This window comes from Bradyrhizobium prioriisuperbiae, assembly GCF_032397745.1.
Taxonomy (GTDB): domain Bacteria; phylum Pseudomonadota; class Alphaproteobacteria; order Rhizobiales; family Xanthobacteraceae; genus Bradyrhizobium_A; species Bradyrhizobium_A prioriisuperbiae.
On record NZ_CP135921.1, the window covers coordinates 1845362 to 1863171 of the forward strand.

At 61.5% G+C, this 17810-nt stretch carries 19 protein-coding genes and 4 pseudogenes; 11 read left to right on the plus strand and 12 right to left on the minus strand.

Annotated features, from left to right (window positions below; translation table 11 throughout):
- Positions 1-145 precede the first annotated feature (145 nt).
- A complete protein-coding gene (locus RS897_RS08655; protein WP_315836163.1) occupies positions 146-628 on the minus strand; it encodes an Lrp/AsnC family transcriptional regulator in 483 nt (160 codons plus the stop codon).
- 125 nt (positions 629-753) lie between these two features.
- On the opposite strand from RS897_RS08655, the gene megL reads away from it, so the two are divergent.
- The 3 genes and pseudogenes from megL to RS897_RS08670 all read left to right on the plus strand — a co-directional run.
- On the plus strand, positions 754-1953 hold the full coding sequence (megL, locus tag RS897_RS08660) for a methionine gamma-lyase (RefSeq protein ID WP_315836164.1): 1200 nt from the start codon (positions 754-756) through the stop codon (positions 1951-1953).
- 39 nt (positions 1954-1992) lie between these two features.
- Positions 1993-2388: a DUF6632 domain-containing protein gene (locus RS897_RS08665; RefSeq protein ID WP_315836165.1), complete on the plus strand. Its 396-nt coding sequence runs from the start codon at positions 1993-1995 to the stop codon at positions 2386-2388.
- A gap of 167 nt (positions 2389-2555) precedes the next feature.
- A pseudogene (locus RS897_RS08670) lies at positions 2556-2984 on the plus strand (DoxX family protein); the annotation flags it as partial.
- A gap of 87 nt (positions 2985-3071) precedes the next feature.
- Here RS897_RS08670 and RS897_RS08675 read toward each other — a convergent pair.
- Entirely contained in the window at positions 3072-3665 is a 594-nt protein-coding gene (locus RS897_RS08675; RefSeq protein WP_315836166.1) for a TetR/AcrR family transcriptional regulator, read from the minus strand.
- Positions 3666-3769: 104 nt separating this feature from the next.
- Between RS897_RS08675 and RS897_RS08680 the strand changes: the two are divergent.
- Positions 3770-4518: pseudogene (locus RS897_RS08680) on the plus strand (SDR family NAD(P)-dependent oxidoreductase).
- A gap of 40 nt (positions 4519-4558) precedes the next feature.
- On the plus strand, positions 4559-5542 hold the full coding sequence (locus tag RS897_RS08685; protein ID WP_315836167.1) for an oxidoreductase: 984 nt from the start codon (positions 4559-4561) through the stop codon (positions 5540-5542).
- Positions 5543-5577: 35 nt separating this feature from the next.
- Here RS897_RS08685 and RS897_RS08690 read toward each other — a convergent pair whose 3' ends face one another.
- Positions 5578-6483 carry a LysR family transcriptional regulator gene (locus tag RS897_RS08690; protein WP_315836168.1) on the minus strand — a complete coding sequence of 302 codons (906 nt, stop codon included), beginning with the start codon at positions 6481-6483 and terminating at the stop codon, positions 5578-5580.
- 143 nt (positions 6484-6626) lie between these two features.
- Between RS897_RS08690 and RS897_RS08695 the strand changes: the two genes are divergently transcribed.
- The 6 genes from RS897_RS08695 to RS897_RS08720 all read left to right on the plus strand — a co-directional run bounded on the left by RS897_RS08695 (position 6627) and on the right by RS897_RS08720 (position 11357).
- On the plus strand, positions 6627-7523 hold the full coding sequence (locus RS897_RS08695) for a pirin family protein (protein WP_315838563.1): 897 nt from the start codon (positions 6627-6629) through the stop codon (positions 7521-7523).
- 107 nt (positions 7524-7630) lie between these two features.
- Positions 7631-8230: an NAD(P)H:quinone oxidoreductase gene (wrbA, locus tag RS897_RS08700; RefSeq protein WP_315836169.1), complete on the plus strand. Its 600-nt coding sequence runs from the start codon at positions 7631-7633 to the stop codon at positions 8228-8230.
- 72 nt (positions 8231-8302) lie between these two features.
- Complete coding sequence (locus RS897_RS08705; protein ID WP_315836170.1) at positions 8303-8719, plus strand: DoxX family protein; 417 nt, start codon at positions 8303-8305, stop codon at positions 8717-8719.
- A 30-nt stretch (positions 8720-8749) separates the two neighbouring features.
- Positions 8750-9148, plus strand: coding sequence for a nuclear transport factor 2 family protein (locus tag RS897_RS08710; RefSeq protein WP_315836171.1), 399 nt, complete (start codon positions 8750-8752; stop codon positions 9146-9148).
- Positions 9149-9165: 17 nt separating this feature from the next.
- Complete coding sequence (locus RS897_RS08715; protein ID WP_315836172.1) at positions 9166-10131, plus strand: quinone oxidoreductase family protein; 966 nt, start codon at positions 9166-9168, stop codon at positions 10129-10131.
- A 308-nt stretch (positions 10132-10439) separates the two neighbouring features.
- Entirely contained in the window at positions 10440-11357 is a 918-nt protein-coding gene (locus RS897_RS08720; protein ID WP_315836173.1) for a LysR family transcriptional regulator, read from the plus strand.
- Here the strand turns inward: RS897_RS08720 and RS897_RS08725 are convergent.
- From RS897_RS08725 to RS897_RS08765, 9 genes and pseudogenes are all read right to left on the minus strand, one after another.
- Entirely contained in the window at positions 11354-11575 is a 222-nt protein-coding gene (locus RS897_RS08725) for a DUF2274 domain-containing protein (RefSeq protein ID WP_315836174.1), read from the minus strand. The genes RS897_RS08720 and RS897_RS08725 overlap by 4 nt on opposite strands.
- Positions 11572-12777 (minus strand): annotated as a pseudogene (locus tag RS897_RS08730) (TraB/TrbI/VirB10 family type IV secretion system protein). The gene RS897_RS08725 and the pseudogene RS897_RS08730 overlap by 4 nt, the downstream one beginning before the upstream one ends.
- Positions 12774-13430, minus strand: a pseudogene (gene trbG / locus RS897_RS08735) (P-type conjugative transfer protein TrbG); the annotation flags it as partial. The pseudogenes trbG and RS897_RS08730, both read right to left, overlap by 4 nt.
- 30 nt (positions 13431-13460) lie before the next feature.
- Positions 13461-13760, minus strand: a complete 300-nt coding sequence (locus tag RS897_RS08740) for a putative quinol monooxygenase (protein WP_315836175.1) — start codon at positions 13758-13760, stop codon at positions 13461-13463.
- A gap of 91 nt (positions 13761-13851) precedes the next feature.
- Positions 13852-14913, minus strand: coding sequence for an AraC family transcriptional regulator (locus RS897_RS08745; protein WP_315836176.1), 1062 nt, complete (start codon positions 14911-14913; stop codon positions 13852-13854).
- 2 nt (positions 14914-14915) lie between these two features.
- Positions 14916-15746 carry an oxidoreductase gene (locus RS897_RS08750; RefSeq protein WP_315836177.1) on the minus strand — a complete coding sequence of 277 codons (831 nt, stop codon included), beginning with the start codon at positions 15744-15746 and terminating at the stop codon, positions 14916-14918.
- A 207-nt stretch (positions 15747-15953) separates the two neighbouring features.
- On the minus strand, positions 15954-16280 hold the full coding sequence (locus RS897_RS08755; protein WP_315836178.1) for a DUF736 domain-containing protein: 327 nt from the start codon (positions 16278-16280) through the stop codon (positions 15954-15956).
- Positions 16281-16869: 589 nt separating this feature from the next.
- On the minus strand, positions 16870-17310 hold the full coding sequence (locus RS897_RS08760) for a hypothetical protein (RefSeq protein ID WP_315836179.1): 441 nt from the start codon (positions 17308-17310) through the stop codon (positions 16870-16872).
- Between the two features lie 113 nt (positions 17311-17423).
- Positions 17424-17729 carry a winged helix-turn-helix domain-containing protein gene (locus RS897_RS08765; RefSeq protein WP_315836180.1) on the minus strand — a complete coding sequence of 102 codons (306 nt, stop codon included), beginning with the start codon at positions 17727-17729 and terminating at the stop codon, positions 17424-17426.
- Positions 17730-17810: the final 81 nt, after the last annotated feature.

A 17810-nucleotide genomic window follows, 5' to 3' on the forward strand; every position in this document is an offset into this window, starting at 1 on the left:
AGCGCTAAGATTACGCCGAAAGCGACGGCAAAGGGTGCTAAAGTGATAGGCGGCCACGGCTTATGGCGCCATAACTCACCATAGATGGGTCTAAAATTGAGCAATGATGCCAAAACCTCTCGCGACGCCATCGATCTGAAAAATTCTAAGTAAGTTGCAGAACGACACCCGGCACGGGCAATGCTCCTCCAGCCTTGTGGCTACGCATCGCAAAGCTTGAGCGAATATCTCGGACTGCGGGCAGCGAGAGTAATCGCTGGAGAACTATCGACTCATAGGTCGCCATGTCGGGTACGACGACCTCGATCAAGAAATCTATGTCGCCCGAGACCAGGTGGCAGGCTACGACTTCGGACATCGCAAGAACCGCATCGACGAAGGTCTCAGCATTTTCATGTGAATGGCGCTCAACGCGAATGCCAGCAAAGACCGTTAGCCCGAGGCCGATGGCAGCGCGGCCGAGCACAGTTCGATAGCCTTCGATTACGCCGGCGGCCTCCATCAGCTTGACCCGACGCAAGCATGGAGAGGGCGAAAGCCCGACGCGATCGGCCAGCGTTATATTCGGCAGTCGGGCATCCGCCTGCAACTCACGCAGAATTTTTAGGTCAATCGCGTCAAGCTGCATATTGGCACAACTCGTCATAGGAGGGCTTGCATTCTCCCAATTATATCAAAATGACGGCTATAAAATAGTGACTTTGGCACCATTGGGCGCGCGTTTCCGCATAGATTCTCCGCGAGGAGGAGCCGATGCCAAACAGAATGCTGAGTCAGGGTTTTTCGACCCACGCTATCCACTATGGGTACAATCCGCTGGATTATCATGGCGCGCTCAATCCGCCGGTCTTTCTGACCTCGACCTACGCCTTCGATCGGTCCCACACCGGCAGCGAGCGATTCGCGGGGGCGGCAGAAGGCTACATCTACGGTCGTGTCGGCAATCCGACGACCAGCATCCTGGAGAGTCGACTCGCTGCCCTGGAAGAAGGAGAAGCAGCGCTGGCGACCTCCTCCGGAATGGGCGCGTTGACCGCAGTAATCTGGACGCTTTTGAAAGTCGGCGACGAGATCATCGCTGACAAGACGCTCTACGGCTGTACCTTTGGTCTGCTACATCACCAGATCGAGCGGTTCGGTATCGTCACGCGCTTCGTCGATCTGACTCAGCCGACCGAATTGGCAGCAGCGCTGACGCCAAAGACACGCCTTGTGATCACCGAGACGCCCTCGAATCCAAACATGCGCGTGGTGGACATCGCCGCTATTGCCGACCTTTGCCACCGGACGGGCGCGCTGCTGCTGGTCGACAACACCTACTGCACGCCTTACCTGCAAAGGCCGATCACGCTCGGCGCCGACATCGTCGTGCATTCGGCCACGAAATATCTCGGTGGCCACGGCGATCTCCTTGCCGGCGCGATCATCGCCCGAAAGGAGCATGTCGAGCAGTTCCGCTTCACTGGAATCAAGGAGATGAATGGCGCCTGCATATCGGCGTTCGACTCCTTCTTGGTCCTTCGCGGACTGAAGACTCTGACGCTACGGATGGATCGGCATTGCGAGACCGCCATGAAGCTGGCCCATGATCTGGAGGCCCATCCAGGCATCGAGCACATCTACTATCCGGGCCTCGACAGCCATCCGCAGAACCGCTTGGCAGGCCGGCAGATGCGTGCGTTTGGCGGCATGATCGCCATGGAACTGCATGGCGGCCTCGCGGCTGGACGCCTGTTCATGGACGCTGTGCAACTCGCAACGCGCGCCGTGAGCCTGGGCGATGCCGAGACCCTGGTCCAGCACCCTGCCAGCATGACGCACGCGACCTATACGTCGGAGGAGCGGATCCAGCACGGTTTCACCGATGGGCTTATTCGACTGTCAGTCGGGTTGGAAGACTACGACGACCTTCGAACCGATCTTATCGGCGCCCTCGACCAGCTCGCGCGCTAGGGCCACATCGGCCTCGGTCTGTCCAAAGAAGGAGTTATGATGTCGGCTTCGAAACTGTTGCAAATCTCCTTAATTGCGTTCGGCATTGTATTCTGCCTGGTCTATCCGCTAGCAATCGTTTGGCCGTCGGGTTGGGCCTGGCACGATGGACCGCCCGCCACTTCGCAGTATTTCATGATGATCGTGGGCGTCTATGCAACGCTCGGCATATTTCTGATCCGCGCGGCGAGCGACCCGATAGCAAATCGGTCGCTGATCGATTTCACCATCTGGTCGAGCGTTGTGCATGCGCTCATTATGGCGGTCCAATCCTACAGCCCCGGCGCGCATACGGGACATATGCTTGGCGACGTGCCGGCGTTGTTGTTGGTAGCGGCGGTGCTTGGCGGGCTGACCTATGTTGCGGATCGTTCTTCGTACGGGACAAAAAGTTGAACAACTCAGACCGTCGATCTTCCAAACCATCGCGTTTAGGACCATTCTACTTTCTCCGGCGCCTCACCGTGGCGTCTCTCCCTGTGCCGTTGGATTGGTTTGCCGTTCCGCTCCGGCTCGTCATCGGCTTTGGCTTCGTCCAACATGGCTAAGCAAAGCTCGCTCGCGGCCCGGACGCGTTCATCGCGATTCTGCATGCCATTGGGATGCCCTTCGCTGAGTTTTTGGGCTGGGCAACCATCCTCATCGAAATCGTCTGCGGGCTATTTATTCTCGCTGGCGCTTTCGTCCCCGCCGCCGCGGTGCCGATGATTGTTGTGCTCGCGGTTGCGATCGTAACGGTACATCTGCCCAACGGCTTCAGCTCCATCAAACTCATTTCGTATGACGGGCAGGGCGCGCATTTCGGTCAGCCCGGCTATGAGACTGACTTGCTGTACTTGGCGGCCCTATTGGCCCTTTGCCTTGGGGGGGCAGGCCCGTATTCCCTGGACGCTTACTTGGCGAAGCGCCGTGCCTGGGGCCCCAGGAACGAAACGACGTCGACCAAAATCGAACCCAATCGCGAAAGCGCTAGCCTAAGTCAGCAGCCTTAACCCATTTTGGCACAGGGGCGGCTGGCGCACCGGCATTGGGTCGCTACCTCCGTCGAGTAGGGTCATTCGTCCGCTCACCGTTGGAGGTTAGCGACTGCGAGACATGCCGCTAAGGACGACATCGACGATTTCATGCAGCTCTTCGCGTGTGCTTCCGCCCGCAGCCTGCACCGCCATGCCTTGGACAACGGTCGAAATGTAGCGCGCAACCTTCTGCGGCACGCCTTCGATCGATGCATCTCCCTCGGTGCGAGCTTGTTCAATCCGCTCGCGTAAAATGGGTTCAATCGCCGTTCTACGGGCGGTCAGCTCATCACGGATCTTCGTGGCCTTGTTGCTGCAGGAAAGCGCACCCTGGACAAATAGGCATCCGGCAGGCCTTGAAGGGTCAGTGTCGGCATCCGCCGTTAGGCGAAGCAGCCTTTCGATGACGCCATAGGCGGTAGGTTGCGAAAGCGCTTCTGCGACGACCGGCGCTCCGCGTTCGGCATAAAGCGCTAGGACGTGGCGGAACAATCCTTCCTTGTTGCCAAAGGCAGCATAGAAGCTCGGGGGCTTGATCCCCATTGCCGCGATCAGCTCCCCGAACGCCGCCCCCTCATAGCCCTTCTCTAAGAAGATTGGCAGGGCGGCCGCTACCGCCGCGTCGAGGTCGAATTCCCTCGGGCGACCCATCGCCATTCTCATCTCCAATACTTTTCTAGTTGAAACTACATAAGTCTCTTGACGCAGCTTGTCCAATGTCAGATGTGTAGTTGTAGCTACATATGTTAGGGATCAGGACAATGACTCAGAAGCTCGCCGGCAAGGTAGCCCTCGTCACCGGAGGCTCGCGCGGCATCGGCGCCGCCATCGTCAAGCGTTTGGCGGAAGACGGCGCTGACGTCGCGTTCAGTTACTCTGCATCCAAAGAGCGCGCTGATCAGGTCGTGAAGGACGTAGCGGCCAAGGGCCGGCGCGCTGTGGCCTTCAAGGCTGACCAGGCCGTGACTTCCGAGGTCGAGAGCCTTGTGAAGAAAGTGCATGACGCGTTCGGCAGACTCGACATCCTGGTCAATTCCGCTGGTGTGTTCGTGACCGGCGTCGTCGGCGACCCTACTGCCGACATCGGCGCGTTGGATCGTCAGTTCGCGATCAACGTCAAGGGCGTCGTTACCGCCGTGCGCACAGCCGTTCCCTTGTTGAGCGACGGTGGGCGGATCGTCTCGATCGGCACCACCGGCGCCGACGGTATCCCGTTCGCTGGAGCGTCGGACTACGTCGCCTCCAAGGCTGCTATCGCCGCCTATACCCGCGGCTGGTCACGGGATCTTGGGGCTCGCAACATCACCGTGAATATCATTCAGCCTGGCGCGATCAACACCGAGATGAACCCCGAGGACGGCCCCTTGCCGCGACCCTCAACGGTCTGGCCGCGCTCGGCCGGTACGGCCAGCCGGAAGACATCGCAGCAGCGGTTGCGTTCCTTGCAGGGCCGGAGGCCGGGTACATTACAGGAGCGACGCTTAACGTTGATGGTGGCCAGTCCGCCTGATCCCCAACGCCGCTGCGTCTATGAAAAAGGAAGCGCAACCATGCCGACAAGCCAGCACCCCATCGATTCTGGTTTCGGCGCGGCGACCACTGCCCAGGAGGTGATCGTCGGGAGCGATCTCAGAGGCAAAACTGCGATCGTGACGGGAGGACATTCTGGAATCGGGCTTGTCACTGCTCGCGTGCTCGCCTCGGCGGGCGCCCATGTTGTTGTTCCCGCGCGAGATGAGGTCAAGGCAAGGGATGCGCTCGCAACTTATCCGGAACTGGTGTTAGATTCGTTGGATCTAATGGATCCGGCATCAATCGATGCCTTCGCGAAACGCTACCTCGCTTCGGACCGACCGCTCGACATACTTGTCAACAATGCGGGCATCATGGCGCCGCCGCTGGTCCGTGACAGCCGCGGATACGAAAGCCAATTCTCAACCAATCACCTTGGCCACTTCCAACTCGCAGCCAGGCTTTGGCCCGCCCTATGCGCGGCCAACGGTGCGCGCGTGGTCGTTGTCTCGTCGCGCGGGCATGCGCGCGGCGGTGTCGATTTCGACGATCCCAATTTTGAGCAGCGCCCGTATGATCGCTGGATCGCCTATGGGCAGTCCAAGACGGCCAATGCGCTATTCGGGGTTGCGCTGGATGAACGCGGGCAGGAGCAAGGCGTGCGCGCCTTCTCGCTACACCCGGGGGGCATCGTTACGGACCTCGTCCGCTACATGACGCCTGAAGAACTGCGAGCATCGGGCGCGCTGGACGGCGACGGACATCCCGTCATCGATCCGACCAACAACAAGAAAACGCCGGAACAAGGCGCTGCGACGACCGTTTGGTGTGCGACGAGCCACCAGCTCGATGGGCTGGGCGGTGTCTATTGCGAAAACTGCGACGTGGCGGGGCTTGCGCCGGCTGACGATAAGAGCGGCCTTGGCGTTCGACCTTGGGCGACTGACACCGCGGCTGCAGATCGTCTATGGCGTTTGAGCGAACAACTCACCGGGGCAAAGCTGCACGGCGGGGGTCTCTGACCTTCTCGCTGGTTGGCCGCTTACGGAACGCAAAATCATCCCATTACGTCCGATTGCTGAGCGAAACGCTCGATCAGCCATGCTGCGGCGGGGCCCGGTGGCGATTCAGTTCTATAGATCGCCTGCATCGCGTAGAAGCTGTTGCTCCATTCGGGTAGGTCGATTGCCTCCAGGCGACCTGCTTCGAGATCCGCCCGGACCATCGGCTCTGGCATACTGCCCCATCCGATCCCCGCGACTAGCAAGGCATGCTTAGAGCCAAGATCCGCCAAGCGCCAGGATCGGATGCCGACCACGCCAAAATCCCGCCCCGTCGTTAAGGTGGAGCGGTCCGCGAGAACGAGTTGGACGTGACCGCGAGCGTCTCCTGGCCGATTGGTGGCGCTGCGTGCAAGTGGGTGTTCGGGGGCTGCTACCGGTATCAGCCGAACGCCGCCCACGCGCACTTGTTCGATTCCGGCGAGCCCCTTGTGCTCTGGTCCACTTATGCCGACAGTCGCGGTTCCGGACAGCACAAGCTGCGTTACCGCCCCGAGGGCCTCGACATGGAGGCGCAAGGCCACTGTCGGGAATTTTTTCTCGAAAGCCTGCAGTGCGTCGACCACCCGTGCCGTTGGCATCATCACGTCCACGACGATGGAAACTTCGGATTCGAGGCCGCCAAGCATGCCGGCGACCTTCGCCCTCAAGCTGCTCACGCCGACGGAAACCGTCTGCGCTTCGGACAACACCGAGGCGCCGATGGTGGTCAGCGTCGGCTTGCGCGTTCGATCCCGGTCAAAAAGTTGAACCCCGAGCTGTTGCTCGAGGTTGGCGATGGCATAGCTCACCGCGGATGTCGCGCGACCGAGCTTGCGGCCTGCCGCAGCGAAACTCCCAGTGTCCACCACCGCGAGGAAGACCTGCAACTGATCGAGGCTCGGTACGCCAGGGCCCTGCATTTCTAATTCCTTGAACGTTATACCCAACCTTTTACGGGTTTTTTGTATCAGGACGAAGAACTAAATTCCGCGGACAAGAGTGAAGGTCTCTTCCGTCGACACCGGTGGCGGCAGGAATTTTCCCGGAGTCCGTCGTCGTGACATTGAGTTCGATCAGTAAAGTGGAAGTCGATCAGGTCATCCTGCCGAGAATCCACAATCTCGGCGCAGGATTCGAGGTTCGACGCGCCCTCCCTTCTGCACAGCGACAGATGGTTGGGCCTTTCATATTCTTTGACGCGTTCGGACCAACCGTCTTCGGACCAGGCGAAGGCGTCGATACGCGACCGCATCCGCATATCGGGCTCGCAACACTCACCTATCTCATCGAGGGTGAGATCGTTCACCGAGACAGCGCCGGCCATATTCAGACGATAGGAGCTGGAGAGGCCAATTGGATGACCGCCGGCCGCGGCATCGTTCATTCGGAGCGGACAGGCCCACCCCTAAGGGCAACGGGCAGCAGCCTCTTCGGGCAACAAGTGTGGATTGCGCTGCCCCGTTCGAATGAAGAGGCCGAGCCAGGTTTCTCGCACCATGCCGTAGCGGCTCTCCCTCGATTCGAGGGCGACGGCGCGTCGGTAACTCTGATCGCCGGAACCGCTTTCGGACGTCGTTCGCCGGTCGCGACCTTCTCCGACATGCAGTACGCCGACGTCGTCTTATCGGCAGGTGCGCGGTTTCAGGTCAAGGCCGAGCATGTGGAGCGCGCGATCTATGTCGTTTCCGGCCAAGTCGAGGCCGTCGGCCAAGATGGTCAGTTCTCCGCCGCCCAACTCATCGTGTTCAAGCCCGGGGCAGAGGTCGTCCTGCGAGCGATCGGCGCGGCCCGCGTGATGTTGTTGGGCGGAGAGCCGCTACCGGAGAAGCGGCACATCTACTGGAATTTCGTTTCCAGCTCCTCCGAACGCATCGAACAAGCAGTTTCCGATTGGCGCGAGCGCCGGTTCCCCGGTGTGCCTGGCGAGACCGAATACATCCCTTTGCCGGGCGAGGCCTAAGTATGGCGAACGTCCCTGAACTCTTCCGCTGGATTTCCCGGCTCTTTTCCACCGACGCCCCAGTCGAAATCGATCCCTCTCGTCAATTAAACCCTAGGAGTGCCTTCATGCCTAAAGTGCTGGTCCTTTACTATTCCACATACGGCCACATCGAAACGATGGCCCAGGCCGTCGCCGAAGGCGCTCGGTCGGCCGGAGCCACGGTCGATATCAAGCGCGTTCCCGAGACGGTCCCTGAGGAGGCTGCGAAGGCGGCGTATTTCAAGTTGGACCAGGCCGCGACGGTCGCGACCATCGACGAACTCGCCAACTACGACGCGATCATTGTTGGCGCCGGAACACGGTTCGGCCGGATTTCCTCGCAGATGGCGAGCTTCCTCGATCAAGCCGGCGGCCTTTGGATGAAGGGTGCGCTGAACGGTAAGGTCGGCGGCGCCTTCACCTCGACGGCGACCCAACACGGCGGCCAGGAAACGACGCTGTTCTCAATTATCACCAACCTGCTGCATTTCGGCATGGTGATCGTCGGCCTGCCGTACAGCTTTCAAGGGCAGATGCGCGCCGACGAGATAACCGGTGGCAGCCCCTATGGCGCGACAACGATCGCCGGCGGTGACGGCTCGCGCCAACCGACTGAAAACGAGCTGGCGGGCGCCCGTCACCAGGGTGAGTTGATCGCCAAGGCTACCGGAAAAATCTTCGGCTGATCTTCGCTCACTCGTCGACTGCGGGAGTCGTCAGGAAGGCGGCTCCCTGCCACCGCCCACAAGGATACAATTATGAACACCTACACTCGTTATCTGCCTCCGCTTGGCCGACTGCTCATCGCCGCCATTTTCCTCATCAGCGGCCTTGGCAAGATCGCAGCGCCGGCGATGACGCAGGGCTACATCGCTTCAACTGGGTTGCCCGCGCCGTTGTTGGGCTACCTCTTGGCCATTTTGGTTGAAGTAGGCGGTGGAGTGCTTCTCGTCGTGGGCTTCCAGACCCGGATCGTCGCGCTGGTCATGGCCGCATTTTCAGTGGCGACGGCGGCGATCTTTCATAACAACTTCGCCGACCCGAACACGATGATGCACTTCCTAAAGAACATCGCCATGGCTGGCGGCCTTCTTCAAGTGGTGGCGTTCGGCGCGGGAAGCATCAGCGTCGATGGTCGCCGAGAGAATCACTCGATGTCCACGGTCAAAGTTTGAACGCGCCATCCTTTGTCAAAGGCCATTGCCATGAGAACTGCTGTTGAATTGCTTGACGGCCATTTTCGCGAAATGAAAGCCGACTTTGCGGCCTGGTGCGCGCTCTACGCGGACGACGCGGTGATGGAATACCCGTATGGGAGCTACGCTGGTGTTGCCAGTCCGCTCACCGGGATCGCCGCGATCTCCAAGAGCGTGAAGGGCTTTCTGGACGCCGTGCAAGACTTTCACGTCAAGGTGTCGAAAGTTTCGCGCGTGGAAGGTGAGGACGCTGTCTTCGCGGAGTTCTCGGCCGAGGCAACAGTCATCGCCACCGGACGGCGTTACCAGCAAGACTATATCTTGTACTTGCGTGCAGATGCCGGGAAAATCGTCCTGCTACGCGAGTATTTCGACGCACCGCGCGTTGTCGCGGCCTTTCAACCCTAAAATTCGAGGTTAATCAGATGGCACATCGCGTTCGCATCTATGAGCAAGGGGCTCCGTCGGTGCTCCGCTACGAGGAAACCTCGGTCGGTGAGCCTGGACCTCAGCAGGTTCGTCTCAAGCAGGAAGCAGTCGGCGTCAACTTCGTTGATACGATGTTTCGCGACGGCAAAATCAATGTGTCGCTTCCCTTCGCCCTTGGGGTCGAAGCCGCCGGCATCGTCGAAGCGGTCGGGGAGGACGTCGCTGACTTAAAGCCCGGCGATCGGGTCGCGTACTGGTTCTCACTCGGTTCCTATGCTGACATTCGGCTCGTCGACGTCAGCGCCTTGGTCAAGCTGCCTGCCGATATTTCCACCGAGCAAGCCGCGGCGGTGTTCGCGAAAGGCCTGACCGCATGGATGCTCGTGAAGCGCGTCCACGTCGTAAGGTCCGGCGAGTTCGTGCTGGTTCAGGCTGCTGCGGGCGGGGTCGGTTCCCTGGTTGCGTCGTGGGCACGGGCACTCGGCGCTACCGTCATCGCCACGGTCGGCTCGCCTGCCAAGGCGGACAGCGTCCGGCAGCGGGGCATCGAAAGCGTCCTCCATGCCGGTGATCCTGACCTTGTGACCAAGATCAGAACGATCACGGGAGGCAAGGGCGTTGACGTTGTGTACGAACTGGTCGGCGCCGCTACCTTCTCCGCGTCGGTTTCCGCATTACGCGACGGCGGTGATCTGATCCACCTTGGCAATGCGTCGGGATCTCCATCCGTCGACAAGGAAGCTCTAGCCGCACGCTCGATCCATTACGTGCAACCGAGCACAGGACAGTTCGTGAAAGACCGCGGCAGCCTTGAAGAGTCCAGCGCCGAGCTGTTCGCGGCTCTTCAGGACGACGTCTTTGGAGAGATTGCCATCACCCGCTATCTGCTGCGGGACGTGGCGCAAGCGCATGAGGATATCGCAGCTCGTCGCATCTCTGGCGCCATCATCCTGACGCCTTGAGCGACGCCAGTCTGCGTCCAGATCTGGCTCTATCAGTCAGCGCCGCAACGCTATGAGGTCGGCTCTTTTATGATGGTGCTGGTCTTTCAGATCGCGCTCGCCCTGGGGGCGTTTACCGGCGGCGTGATCCTGGATCAAACCGGCATTGATAGCGCCTTCATAGTCGGGGGCGTGCTGCCGATCGGTTTCGCCGCGTTCACCCTAGCTCTTTGCGGAAAACGAGCTGCTGCCTCCCTGCCAGATTCACCGACCAGAGCGCGGGCGCGATCGAGTGACCGCCGAGGCATATCGAGATGGCGGGTTGGGCGGTGAGCGTCGAGCTTCGCGATCTACGATGGGCGATTGTTGCCGCACAACATCGCAGCCTACGGCAAGCGGCAGAAGCGCTCAACATCCGCCAATCAACCCTCAGTCGGAGTCTGCGCGATATCGAGCAAGAACTGGATGCGGTCCTCTTTGAGCGAACCAACGGCGGCACACGACCAACCCTGGAAGGACAGGAGTTTCTCGAAGCCGCAGCGCGGATAGTAGAGGAAATCGAGACAATCAAAGGGCGTCTTAGGGCGCGGTCACGGGGTGAGAGCGGCAGTCTGACCGTCGGAATTCACGCCTCGCTCTCGGCCGGTAATCTACGTGCGACGCTCGTCGAGCATCGGCGCCGTTTCCCAAACATGGAGGTACATCTGGTCGACGGGTCCAGCGATCATCTGCTGTCTGACCTCGCGAGTTCCGCTATTGATGTCGCCTTTATTGCCGGCAGCAAAACTCTTTGGGACGGGAAGTCACTCCCGGTCTGGAGCGAGCGCGTTGTCGTCGCGCTTCCCGATGACCATGGGCTGTCAGATCGCGAAATTGTGCATTGGACCGATTTCACTCACGAGTCGCTGCTCTTGCCGCACCGTGGGCCCGGACCGGAGTTTCTTCAATTGCTCGTCAGTGAATTGGGATGCCCGAATCATGGGCGACTCCTTCGTCATGATGTGTCGCTCGATCGCTTGCTGAGTCTGGTTAGCGCTGGTTGGGGGCCCCTTCTCGCCTTGGAGGGAGCGACGGGTGCGACGTATCCTGGGGTGACGTTCCGCGAAGTGCATGACAACGATGGGCCAACACGTCTCCGTTTTTGCGCCTATTGGCGGCAGACGAATCCCAACCCGTCTCTCAGCCCTTTTCTCGATATGCTGTACGAGCGCTATCCTGACCTGTCGGCAGAACCCCCGGGGGACTAAGCCGTAGCGCGCCGCGCTTTCGCGAACGCTCGATCCGTTGCCATGAACCGTTCGATCATCGGGGCTATCAGCTTTGCTGGATCAGCGACGGTCTGGCCGGTTGTCCGTCCAAGCACCTCGGCGTAGGCAATGAGATCGCGGTGCACGGCCGCCGGCAATTCGATGTTGACCTTGACCGGCTTGTCGTCCGCGAGCGGCCCGAGCTTGAGCTTCGTCATGGCTTTCCCCCTTGACCGTATGGCGCCAGCACTAAGTCGCGCGTGACGATGACGCGGACCGGGAAACCGGGGCGGATCGTCAGCGTCGGCTGGATGTTGAGCTGGCGTTGGACGATCTGCTGGCCGGTCTGGCTGATGCTGTTTGACGCGCCGCTTCGGATCGCTTGAACAAGGTTGTTCTCGTCTTGGCTCGTGCCCGCCTCCGCCCCCACGCTGAGAAGCGTCGAGAGGACGGCCGCCTTGAATAGCATACCCCAATGGTTATCGACCTAGTCCTCAAGCCCGGCATAGCCCTGGGTGTCGGCCCCGGGCTGGCGCTCCAGCACGATCGAGCCGCCGTCCGGCATGACAATCCGAGTCCAGACCAGCAACACGCGCGACTGCCCGAAAGCAACGGAGCTGTCGTATTGGCCGATCAGCTTGGCACCCTGCGGAATCAGAAGATACTTGCCGGTAGGACTGTCATAGACCGCCTCCGTCACCTGGGCCGTGATTTGTCCGGGTAGATCGGAACGAATGCCCGTAATGAGCGCGGCAGGGATCACGGTCCCGGCCTGCACGACATAGGGCGAGGCCTTGGCGTCGAGCCGGTCCGGACTGACCGTGCGCTTGTCAGTCGAAGCGTTGAGGAAGGCCGCCTTGCGGTCCTGCATGTTCTGCGCGGCGCCGGCGTCGATAGGCGGTGCGAGCGTCGGGGCCGCCGCAGTTCCCGTCGCGGCGGGTGCAGCGAGGCCGACCGGCTGCGGCTGCTGATTGGTCTGGGCGAAGAGCCGGCTGAGCCGCGCGGCCTCGATCTCCTGGGCGCGCCGCTGTGCTTCCGGATCGGGCGTCGTTCCGGGAACGACAGTGTTGGGCGCAGCCCCGGCATTGAGGATTGGCTTGCCGAGATCGCCGGGCAGCGGAGGCCCGAGTGGGGGCACCTGGCGCGGCAGACCGGTGTAGTCCTTCGGCAGACCGGCGAGTCCTTCGGCGGAGGGGCGATTCTGCGTGCTGAGCAGCTCCTGGCCGGTCTGCGCGCTGTTGCGGGTCTGGAGCGCATAGCCGAACGCGCCGGCGACGGCGAGCGCCGATACGGCGCCGAGGCCAATCAGCACTCTGCGCGATAAGCGCGTGACGCGCGGGCGCTCGCCCCGAAGCCGCAGGTCCGGCGTTACGGACGGTTCGGGCGCGGCGCTCCTTTCCTCGTTCGGAGCATCCGTCATGACCGCGGCCTTCCGTCGGTGCGGACGATGCGTACACGCCGCTCGCTATCCTTATCGCCGAGACGCAACTCGGCGGCCGCGAACAGACGGTCGACGATGTAGTAGTTGCGGTTCACGCGGTAATTCACCAGCTCGGACCCGCCGGCCGGACCGATGACGAACAGAGGCGGCATCTCGCCCTGGGCGATCCCGCTCGGAAACTCGATGTAGACCTTGTGCCCGTCGTCGAAGGCGCGCAGCGGTCGCCAGGCGGGATTGTCGCCCTGGATCGCGTAGCGGAAGTTGATCGAGGCGAGATCGACGCCGCTCGCGATCGGGGCCGCGGCGTCGGCCACTTGGTTTTGCCGCCGAAGCGCGATGAGCTGGTCTTCGGGATACTGCCAGGAGACCGAAGCCATGTAGGTCTTCTCGGTCGAGCGCAGCTCAAGGAGGTAGGTCCGCCGATCCGTGTTGATCACCAAGTTGGTGAGCAGCTCGGGTCTCGTCGGCTTGACCAGGATGTGGACCTTCTTGGTCGCGCCGACGCCGCTCTCGGTATCGCCGATAATCCAGCGCACGACGGGCCCGGAGCCAACGAGCTGCTCCCCGTCCTGCAGCGCGATGTCGGTGATCTCGCCGGGCGCCGTATAGACTTGGTAGAGCGCCCCGCCGGAAACCACATCCGACGGCGCATTCGGTTCAGATCAATCGTCAACGATCTTCGCGAGCCTCATCTCAACATCTCCATCAATCAACTCAGACGCACGAGCCAACAACACCTTCATGTGCGGCTGTTCGAAATGCGCGTCGAGAGCAGCCCGCGAAATCCAGCGCTCGTAGAGGAGCCAAGTATTCGGGTCATCGACACTGCGGTGCAGGACATAGTCCAGCGCGCCGGGTTCGGCCCGCGTCGGCGCGACGACCGCGCGGAGGGCAAGGCCAAGGGCTTCTGCTTTGCCTGACTGTGCCTTCAGGCGTGCGAACACGACCAATGGTTCGGACATGATAATCTCCTCAAATGATTTCCCAATATCAACGCAACGATCTGGCGAGCGTGACCCTGGGCAACAGAATTTGCACCAATGGCGCCATTTGTCAGACGGTGCCGACCTCGTCCGGTTCCTGCGCCCAGCCCTCAGCATTTCCAGCAGTTGCCATGTGGCGGTGCCTCCACATTGCGGGCGTCTCGCCTTCCCATTCCTTGAACGCACGATAGAAGGAACGGGTATCCTGGTAGCCAAGCAGATAGGCGATCTCGTCGATCTGGACGGCGATATCGGCCAACAGGCGGCGGCATGTCTCCTGCCTGGCCTCGACGAGCAGCTCCTTGAAGCTGGTGCCTTCGTCAGTGATACGCCGCTGCAGCGTCCGCTCGCTAAAGCCCAGCTGGCGCGCGACATCGCCTATGTCGGGCCTACCGCTCGGCAGGCTGGCCTTGAGCGCGGTGACCACTTGCTCGGATACCGTGACCGGGCGATCGAGCTTCTGCAGTTCGGAGGAGAGCGCAGGCGTCATCAGCGCTATCATCGCGGCGTTGTGCCCCGGGAAGGGACAGTCCAGATCCGCGCCATCAAAGATGAGCGCGTTGCGCAGGCAGTTGAACCGCACGGGCGCGCCGAAATACCGCTCGTGTTCGCCATGCCCTGTGCTCGCCCGGCTGAGCTCAATCGCGCAAGGGACAACCCAACGACCCGTCCCGCGCCTCGCCAGTTCGACGAGCGTGGCAAAGGTTAGATCGACGCTGACGTCAGGCTCTACGCCCGGAGAATAGAGCCAGTCGATCGTCACCACGCAACTACCCTGTTCCTCCGTGAGGACAAGCCGCTCGGCGCTGCACAGCCGCTTGAATCTTGCGAGCCGCGCCATCCCGTCACGCAAATCGCGGGCATAGAAAGCCGCGACTGTGGACGGCGGGTGAGCCGACGTATCGGCATGTTCGATCAGGTAAAGGCCGACCGCAGGCACGTCCGACAACTCGCCGAGGCTCGCCATCAGCGCGAAATACTGTGCCGTGGTCAAAATTCCGTCGCTGGAGAGCGGCAGGTTGAGCGGCAGCTGGGCGCGGTGCACCAACTCAGCCGGGCGGATGCCGATGCTCTCTACCGCGCGCCAGAAACCGGGTGGGATTTTGCAGCGATCTGCGGGCGCCTGTGTCATGGCTAGGCCGCCTGGCTCAGGATAAGGCGGTCAAACATCCGGTCGCTGAGCCAGACCCGCAGCGCGATCAGGAGCTTGGCGAACTTGCCTGCGGCGTAGCGGGTACGCGGACGACGCGCCCTCACCGCTTTGGCAACCACATCTGCGATTAGGCGGGGCGGCGAACCTTTGCCCTCGCCATACGCCTCCCGCGTGCCACGCACGATGGCCTCGACCAGCTTGGCGTAGGGGCCTTGCCCCGACCGCTCGAGCAGGCTGTCGGTTGCGATGTTGCCGAAATTGGTTTCAATGATCCCCGGTTCGATGACAATCACGTTGATGCCAAAGGGCGCCAGTTCGAGGCGGAGGCAATCTGACCATCCTTCGAGCGCATGCTTGCTCGCGTGATACCAGCTGCCCAGCGGCGTGTACATCTTGCCGCCCATCGAGCTGATGTTGACGATACGCCCCGCGCCTTTGGCGCGCATCGCTGGCAGGAGCAGCTGCGTCAGGTGGGCAGCCCCGAACAGGTTGACCTCGAACTGATAGCGGGCCTCGTCGATGCCGATTTCCTCCATCGGGCCATAAAGCCCAAATCCGGCATTATTGACCAGCACGTCCACACCGCCCGTAGTTTCGGTGATCCGGCTTACCGCCGCCTCAATATCGGCCTCCTTCGATACGTCCATCCGCAGCGGTTCGGCGCCGAGCGCCGCAAGGTCATTCATATTGTCAATGCTGCGCGCTGCGACGAAGACTTGATAGCCATCAGCGATCAGGCGCTTGGCGATTTCCTTGCCCATCCCCGACGAAGCGCCAGTGACAAGGGCAGTTTTGCGATCTTGGTTGAACATGGTGTGCTCCTCTTTCGATGCACTGCATTTAGATCGGAGTGGCACACGCCACATTCACGAATGGCGCCAATAAACTCACGAACGGCGCCAAATGGCCAGCCGCTTCCGCTTCTTAGCGTCGAAAGCATCGCAGACCCGGCAGCCATCCGCAGCCCACATGCGGTCGTTGTCGCCCGGACCAGCCGGACGGGGCATTGTAGGCGGCGGTCAGTCGCTCCGGCGGCCGTTGGGGCGGGACCAGATCAGGCTGTAGCCCTCGCCCTCTTCGTCGTCGAAGAGGTTGGCGAAGATCGGGGCGGTGAAGCTCGGATCGTCGAGCTTGAGGCCCAGATAGTCGCGGCCCTCGTTGGAGCGCTTGGCCCAGGCGGCGCCGATCTCGACCCGGCCGACATAGACGCGGTGGCTGGGGCTGTTGTCGCCGGAGCGGCTGGTTTCGGGGACGATCCGGACGTTCTTGGCCTGGACCGAGAGGGTGACGATTTCGCCGGTGAATTCGTTCGAGCCGGTCTTCTTGAAGGTGCCGATGGTCGCCATGGTAGTTCTCCTTGATCTCTGTTTCCGAGCCCGCACCATTGCGGCCTCGATGGTGATCGAGGGGCCGGAGGCGATCGACGGCGCACCCCGAAGGGGCTCGACAGCAAAGGAGGGGCTTTCTTGTCTCGCGAGGAATGACGGGGCAGCCGGCAGGGGAAGAAAGTTTTGACGCCGCTGTTGCGCCATAGGCGGTCGAGGCTTCAGCCGGCCTTCGGCCAGATCAATCCATCGAAGAGGCCGTTCGGTGCGCTCGGCCTGACCGAGTTGACATCAAGGAGAACGTGGCGACTTTCGAGTCACCGTGGAGATCGGCCGGTAGGTTCGACGGCGATGCGGGACCTGTCCTGGCCACCACGGGTCTCCTGCTTCCGACACGAAGCTCCGGCTGCACGCCCCGTCGCGCGCTTCGTTGGCCGTATGCGTGAGACCTCGCCACCTGGGCCAAGTACCTCAGCGACCCGCCGCGAAACCCGGTGCTCGGCGATGATCCGGTGAGCCTCGACGCCAAGCCGCCCTCACGCCGTATTCGACGACGAGGACGGCGGGATGCGGAAGCCTGATCCAGCCCCGCCCCGTCGACGTGATGGTGTCAGCCCCGCGCCAAACCCTGTCCGGCTGGTCCGGGCGCGGCCATTCCTGTGAAGCGGACGAACGCCGTGACGCTGACGGCGATTGCGCCGACGACGGCGAAGATAGTCTGCCAGGTTGGCGAAGGCATCGCCATCTGCGCGATTCCGTGCGTCGCGCTGTAACCGGCGACGGTCGCGGGCGCGACGTAGAGCAGGATGATCAGGAGTCGAAGCCACGCCCACGGCACAAAGGCGAGCGCGAGCTGGCCAATGCCAAAGGTTACGCCGCCCGCGACGAGGCCCACGGCGATTCCACCGAGCGCGCCGGCCCCGGTGTGGAAGGCCCAGATCCCGGCAGTCAGGCCAACGAAAAAGGGCAGCGCGAAGACAGCAAGGGTGAACAGCAGCCAGCAGAAGAAGCCGATGCCGACGATGACAAGCAGAGGTCCAAAGATGATCATGGCGGTGTACTCCGTGAGATAAAGGTCTGACGGTCGCGCCTTCCACCACCACCACGGCGCGGGCATAAGTATAGCCGCAAATAGGCGGCGGCGGGAGGGGAAATCCCGCCTGGCTAAATGTCACTAAACTCATTCAAATAAGCTTGCAGGACGTCCCGTTGCAGGTGGAGGGTGCCGCATCTACCTTCGCGAACGATCTCGATGAGGCCGGACAGCTTCAGTTCGTGAGCATGGTGCGACATCGTCTGGCTGGTGATGTTGTGCAGCGTCACCAGGTCGCTGAACGGGATGTGCCCTCCGTTCGCGGCAATTTGCTTGAGAATCTCCACACGACGCGGCTCCGCGAGCACCTTGGCCACGTGGGCAAACTGCTTTGGGGGCAGCCGGTTCTCTGAATCGTTCGCCTTCTTTGCTGGCATTCTTCGTTCGTCCCTCGCTACGTGTCTGCACACTCGAACATGTCCACCTTTCATTAGACACACTCGGGAGCATTCGCAAAA

What these genes read in the sequence shown, in the direction of transcription:
- wrbA (WP_315836169.1), top strand. Translation starts at nt 7,631, where the DNA reads ATGCCTAAAGTGCTGGTCCTTTACTATTCCACATACGGCCACATCGAA.
- megL (WP_315836164.1), top strand. Translation starts at nt 754, where the DNA reads ATGCCAAACAGAATGCTGAGTCAGGGTTTTTCGACCCACGCTATCCAC.
- RS897_RS08685 (WP_315836167.1), top strand. Translation starts at nt 4,559, where the DNA reads ATGCCGACAAGCCAGCACCCCATCGATTCTGGTTTCGGCGCGGCGACC.
- RS897_RS08655 (WP_315836163.1), bottom strand. Translation starts at nt 628, where the DNA reads ATGCAGCTTGACGCGATTGACCTAAAAATTCTGCGTGAGTTGCAGGCG.
- RS897_RS08740 (WP_315836175.1), bottom strand. Translation starts at nt 13,760, where the DNA reads ATGTCCGAACCATTGGTCGTGTTCGCACGCCTGAAGGCACAGTCAGGC.
- RS897_RS08705 (WP_315836170.1), top strand. Translation starts at nt 8,303, where the DNA reads ATGAACACCTACACTCGTTATCTGCCTCCGCTTGGCCGACTGCTCATC.
- RS897_RS08760 (WP_315836179.1), bottom strand. Translation starts at nt 17,310, where the DNA reads ATGATCATCTTTGGACCTCTGCTTGTCATCGTCGGCATCGGCTTCTTC.
- RS897_RS08765 (WP_315836180.1), bottom strand. Translation starts at nt 17,729, where the DNA reads ATGCCAGCAAAGAAGGCGAACGATTCAGAGAACCGGCTGCCCCCAAAG.
- RS897_RS08675 (WP_315836166.1), bottom strand. Translation starts at nt 3,665, where the DNA reads ATGGCGATGGGTCGCCCGAGGGAATTCGACCTCGACGCGGCGGTAGCG.
- RS897_RS08755 (WP_315836178.1), bottom strand. Translation starts at nt 16,280, where the DNA reads ATGGCGACCATCGGCACCTTCAAGAAGACCGGCTCGAACGAATTCACC.
- RS897_RS08715 (WP_315836172.1), top strand. Translation starts at nt 9,166, where the DNA reads ATGGCACATCGCGTTCGCATCTATGAGCAAGGGGCTCCGTCGGTGCTC.
- RS897_RS08750 (WP_315836177.1), bottom strand. Translation starts at nt 15,746, where the DNA reads ATGTTCAACCAAGATCGCAAAACTGCCCTTGTCACTGGCGCTTCGTCG.
- RS897_RS08690 (WP_315836168.1), bottom strand. Translation starts at nt 6,483, where the DNA reads ATGCAGGGCCCTGGCGTACCGAGCCTCGATCAGTTGCAGGTCTTCCTC.
- RS897_RS08710 (WP_315836171.1), top strand. Translation starts at nt 8,750, where the DNA reads ATGAGAACTGCTGTTGAATTGCTTGACGGCCATTTTCGCGAAATGAAA.
- RS897_RS08745 (WP_315836176.1), bottom strand. Translation starts at nt 14,913, where the DNA reads ATGACACAGGCGCCCGCAGATCGCTGCAAAATCCCACCCGGTTTCTGG.
- RS897_RS08665 (WP_315836165.1), top strand. Translation starts at nt 1,993, where the DNA reads ATGTCGGCTTCGAAACTGTTGCAAATCTCCTTAATTGCGTTCGGCATT.
- RS897_RS08725 (WP_315836174.1), bottom strand. Translation starts at nt 11,575, where the DNA reads ATGACGAAGCTCAAGCTCGGGCCGCTCGCGGACGACAAGCCGGTCAAG.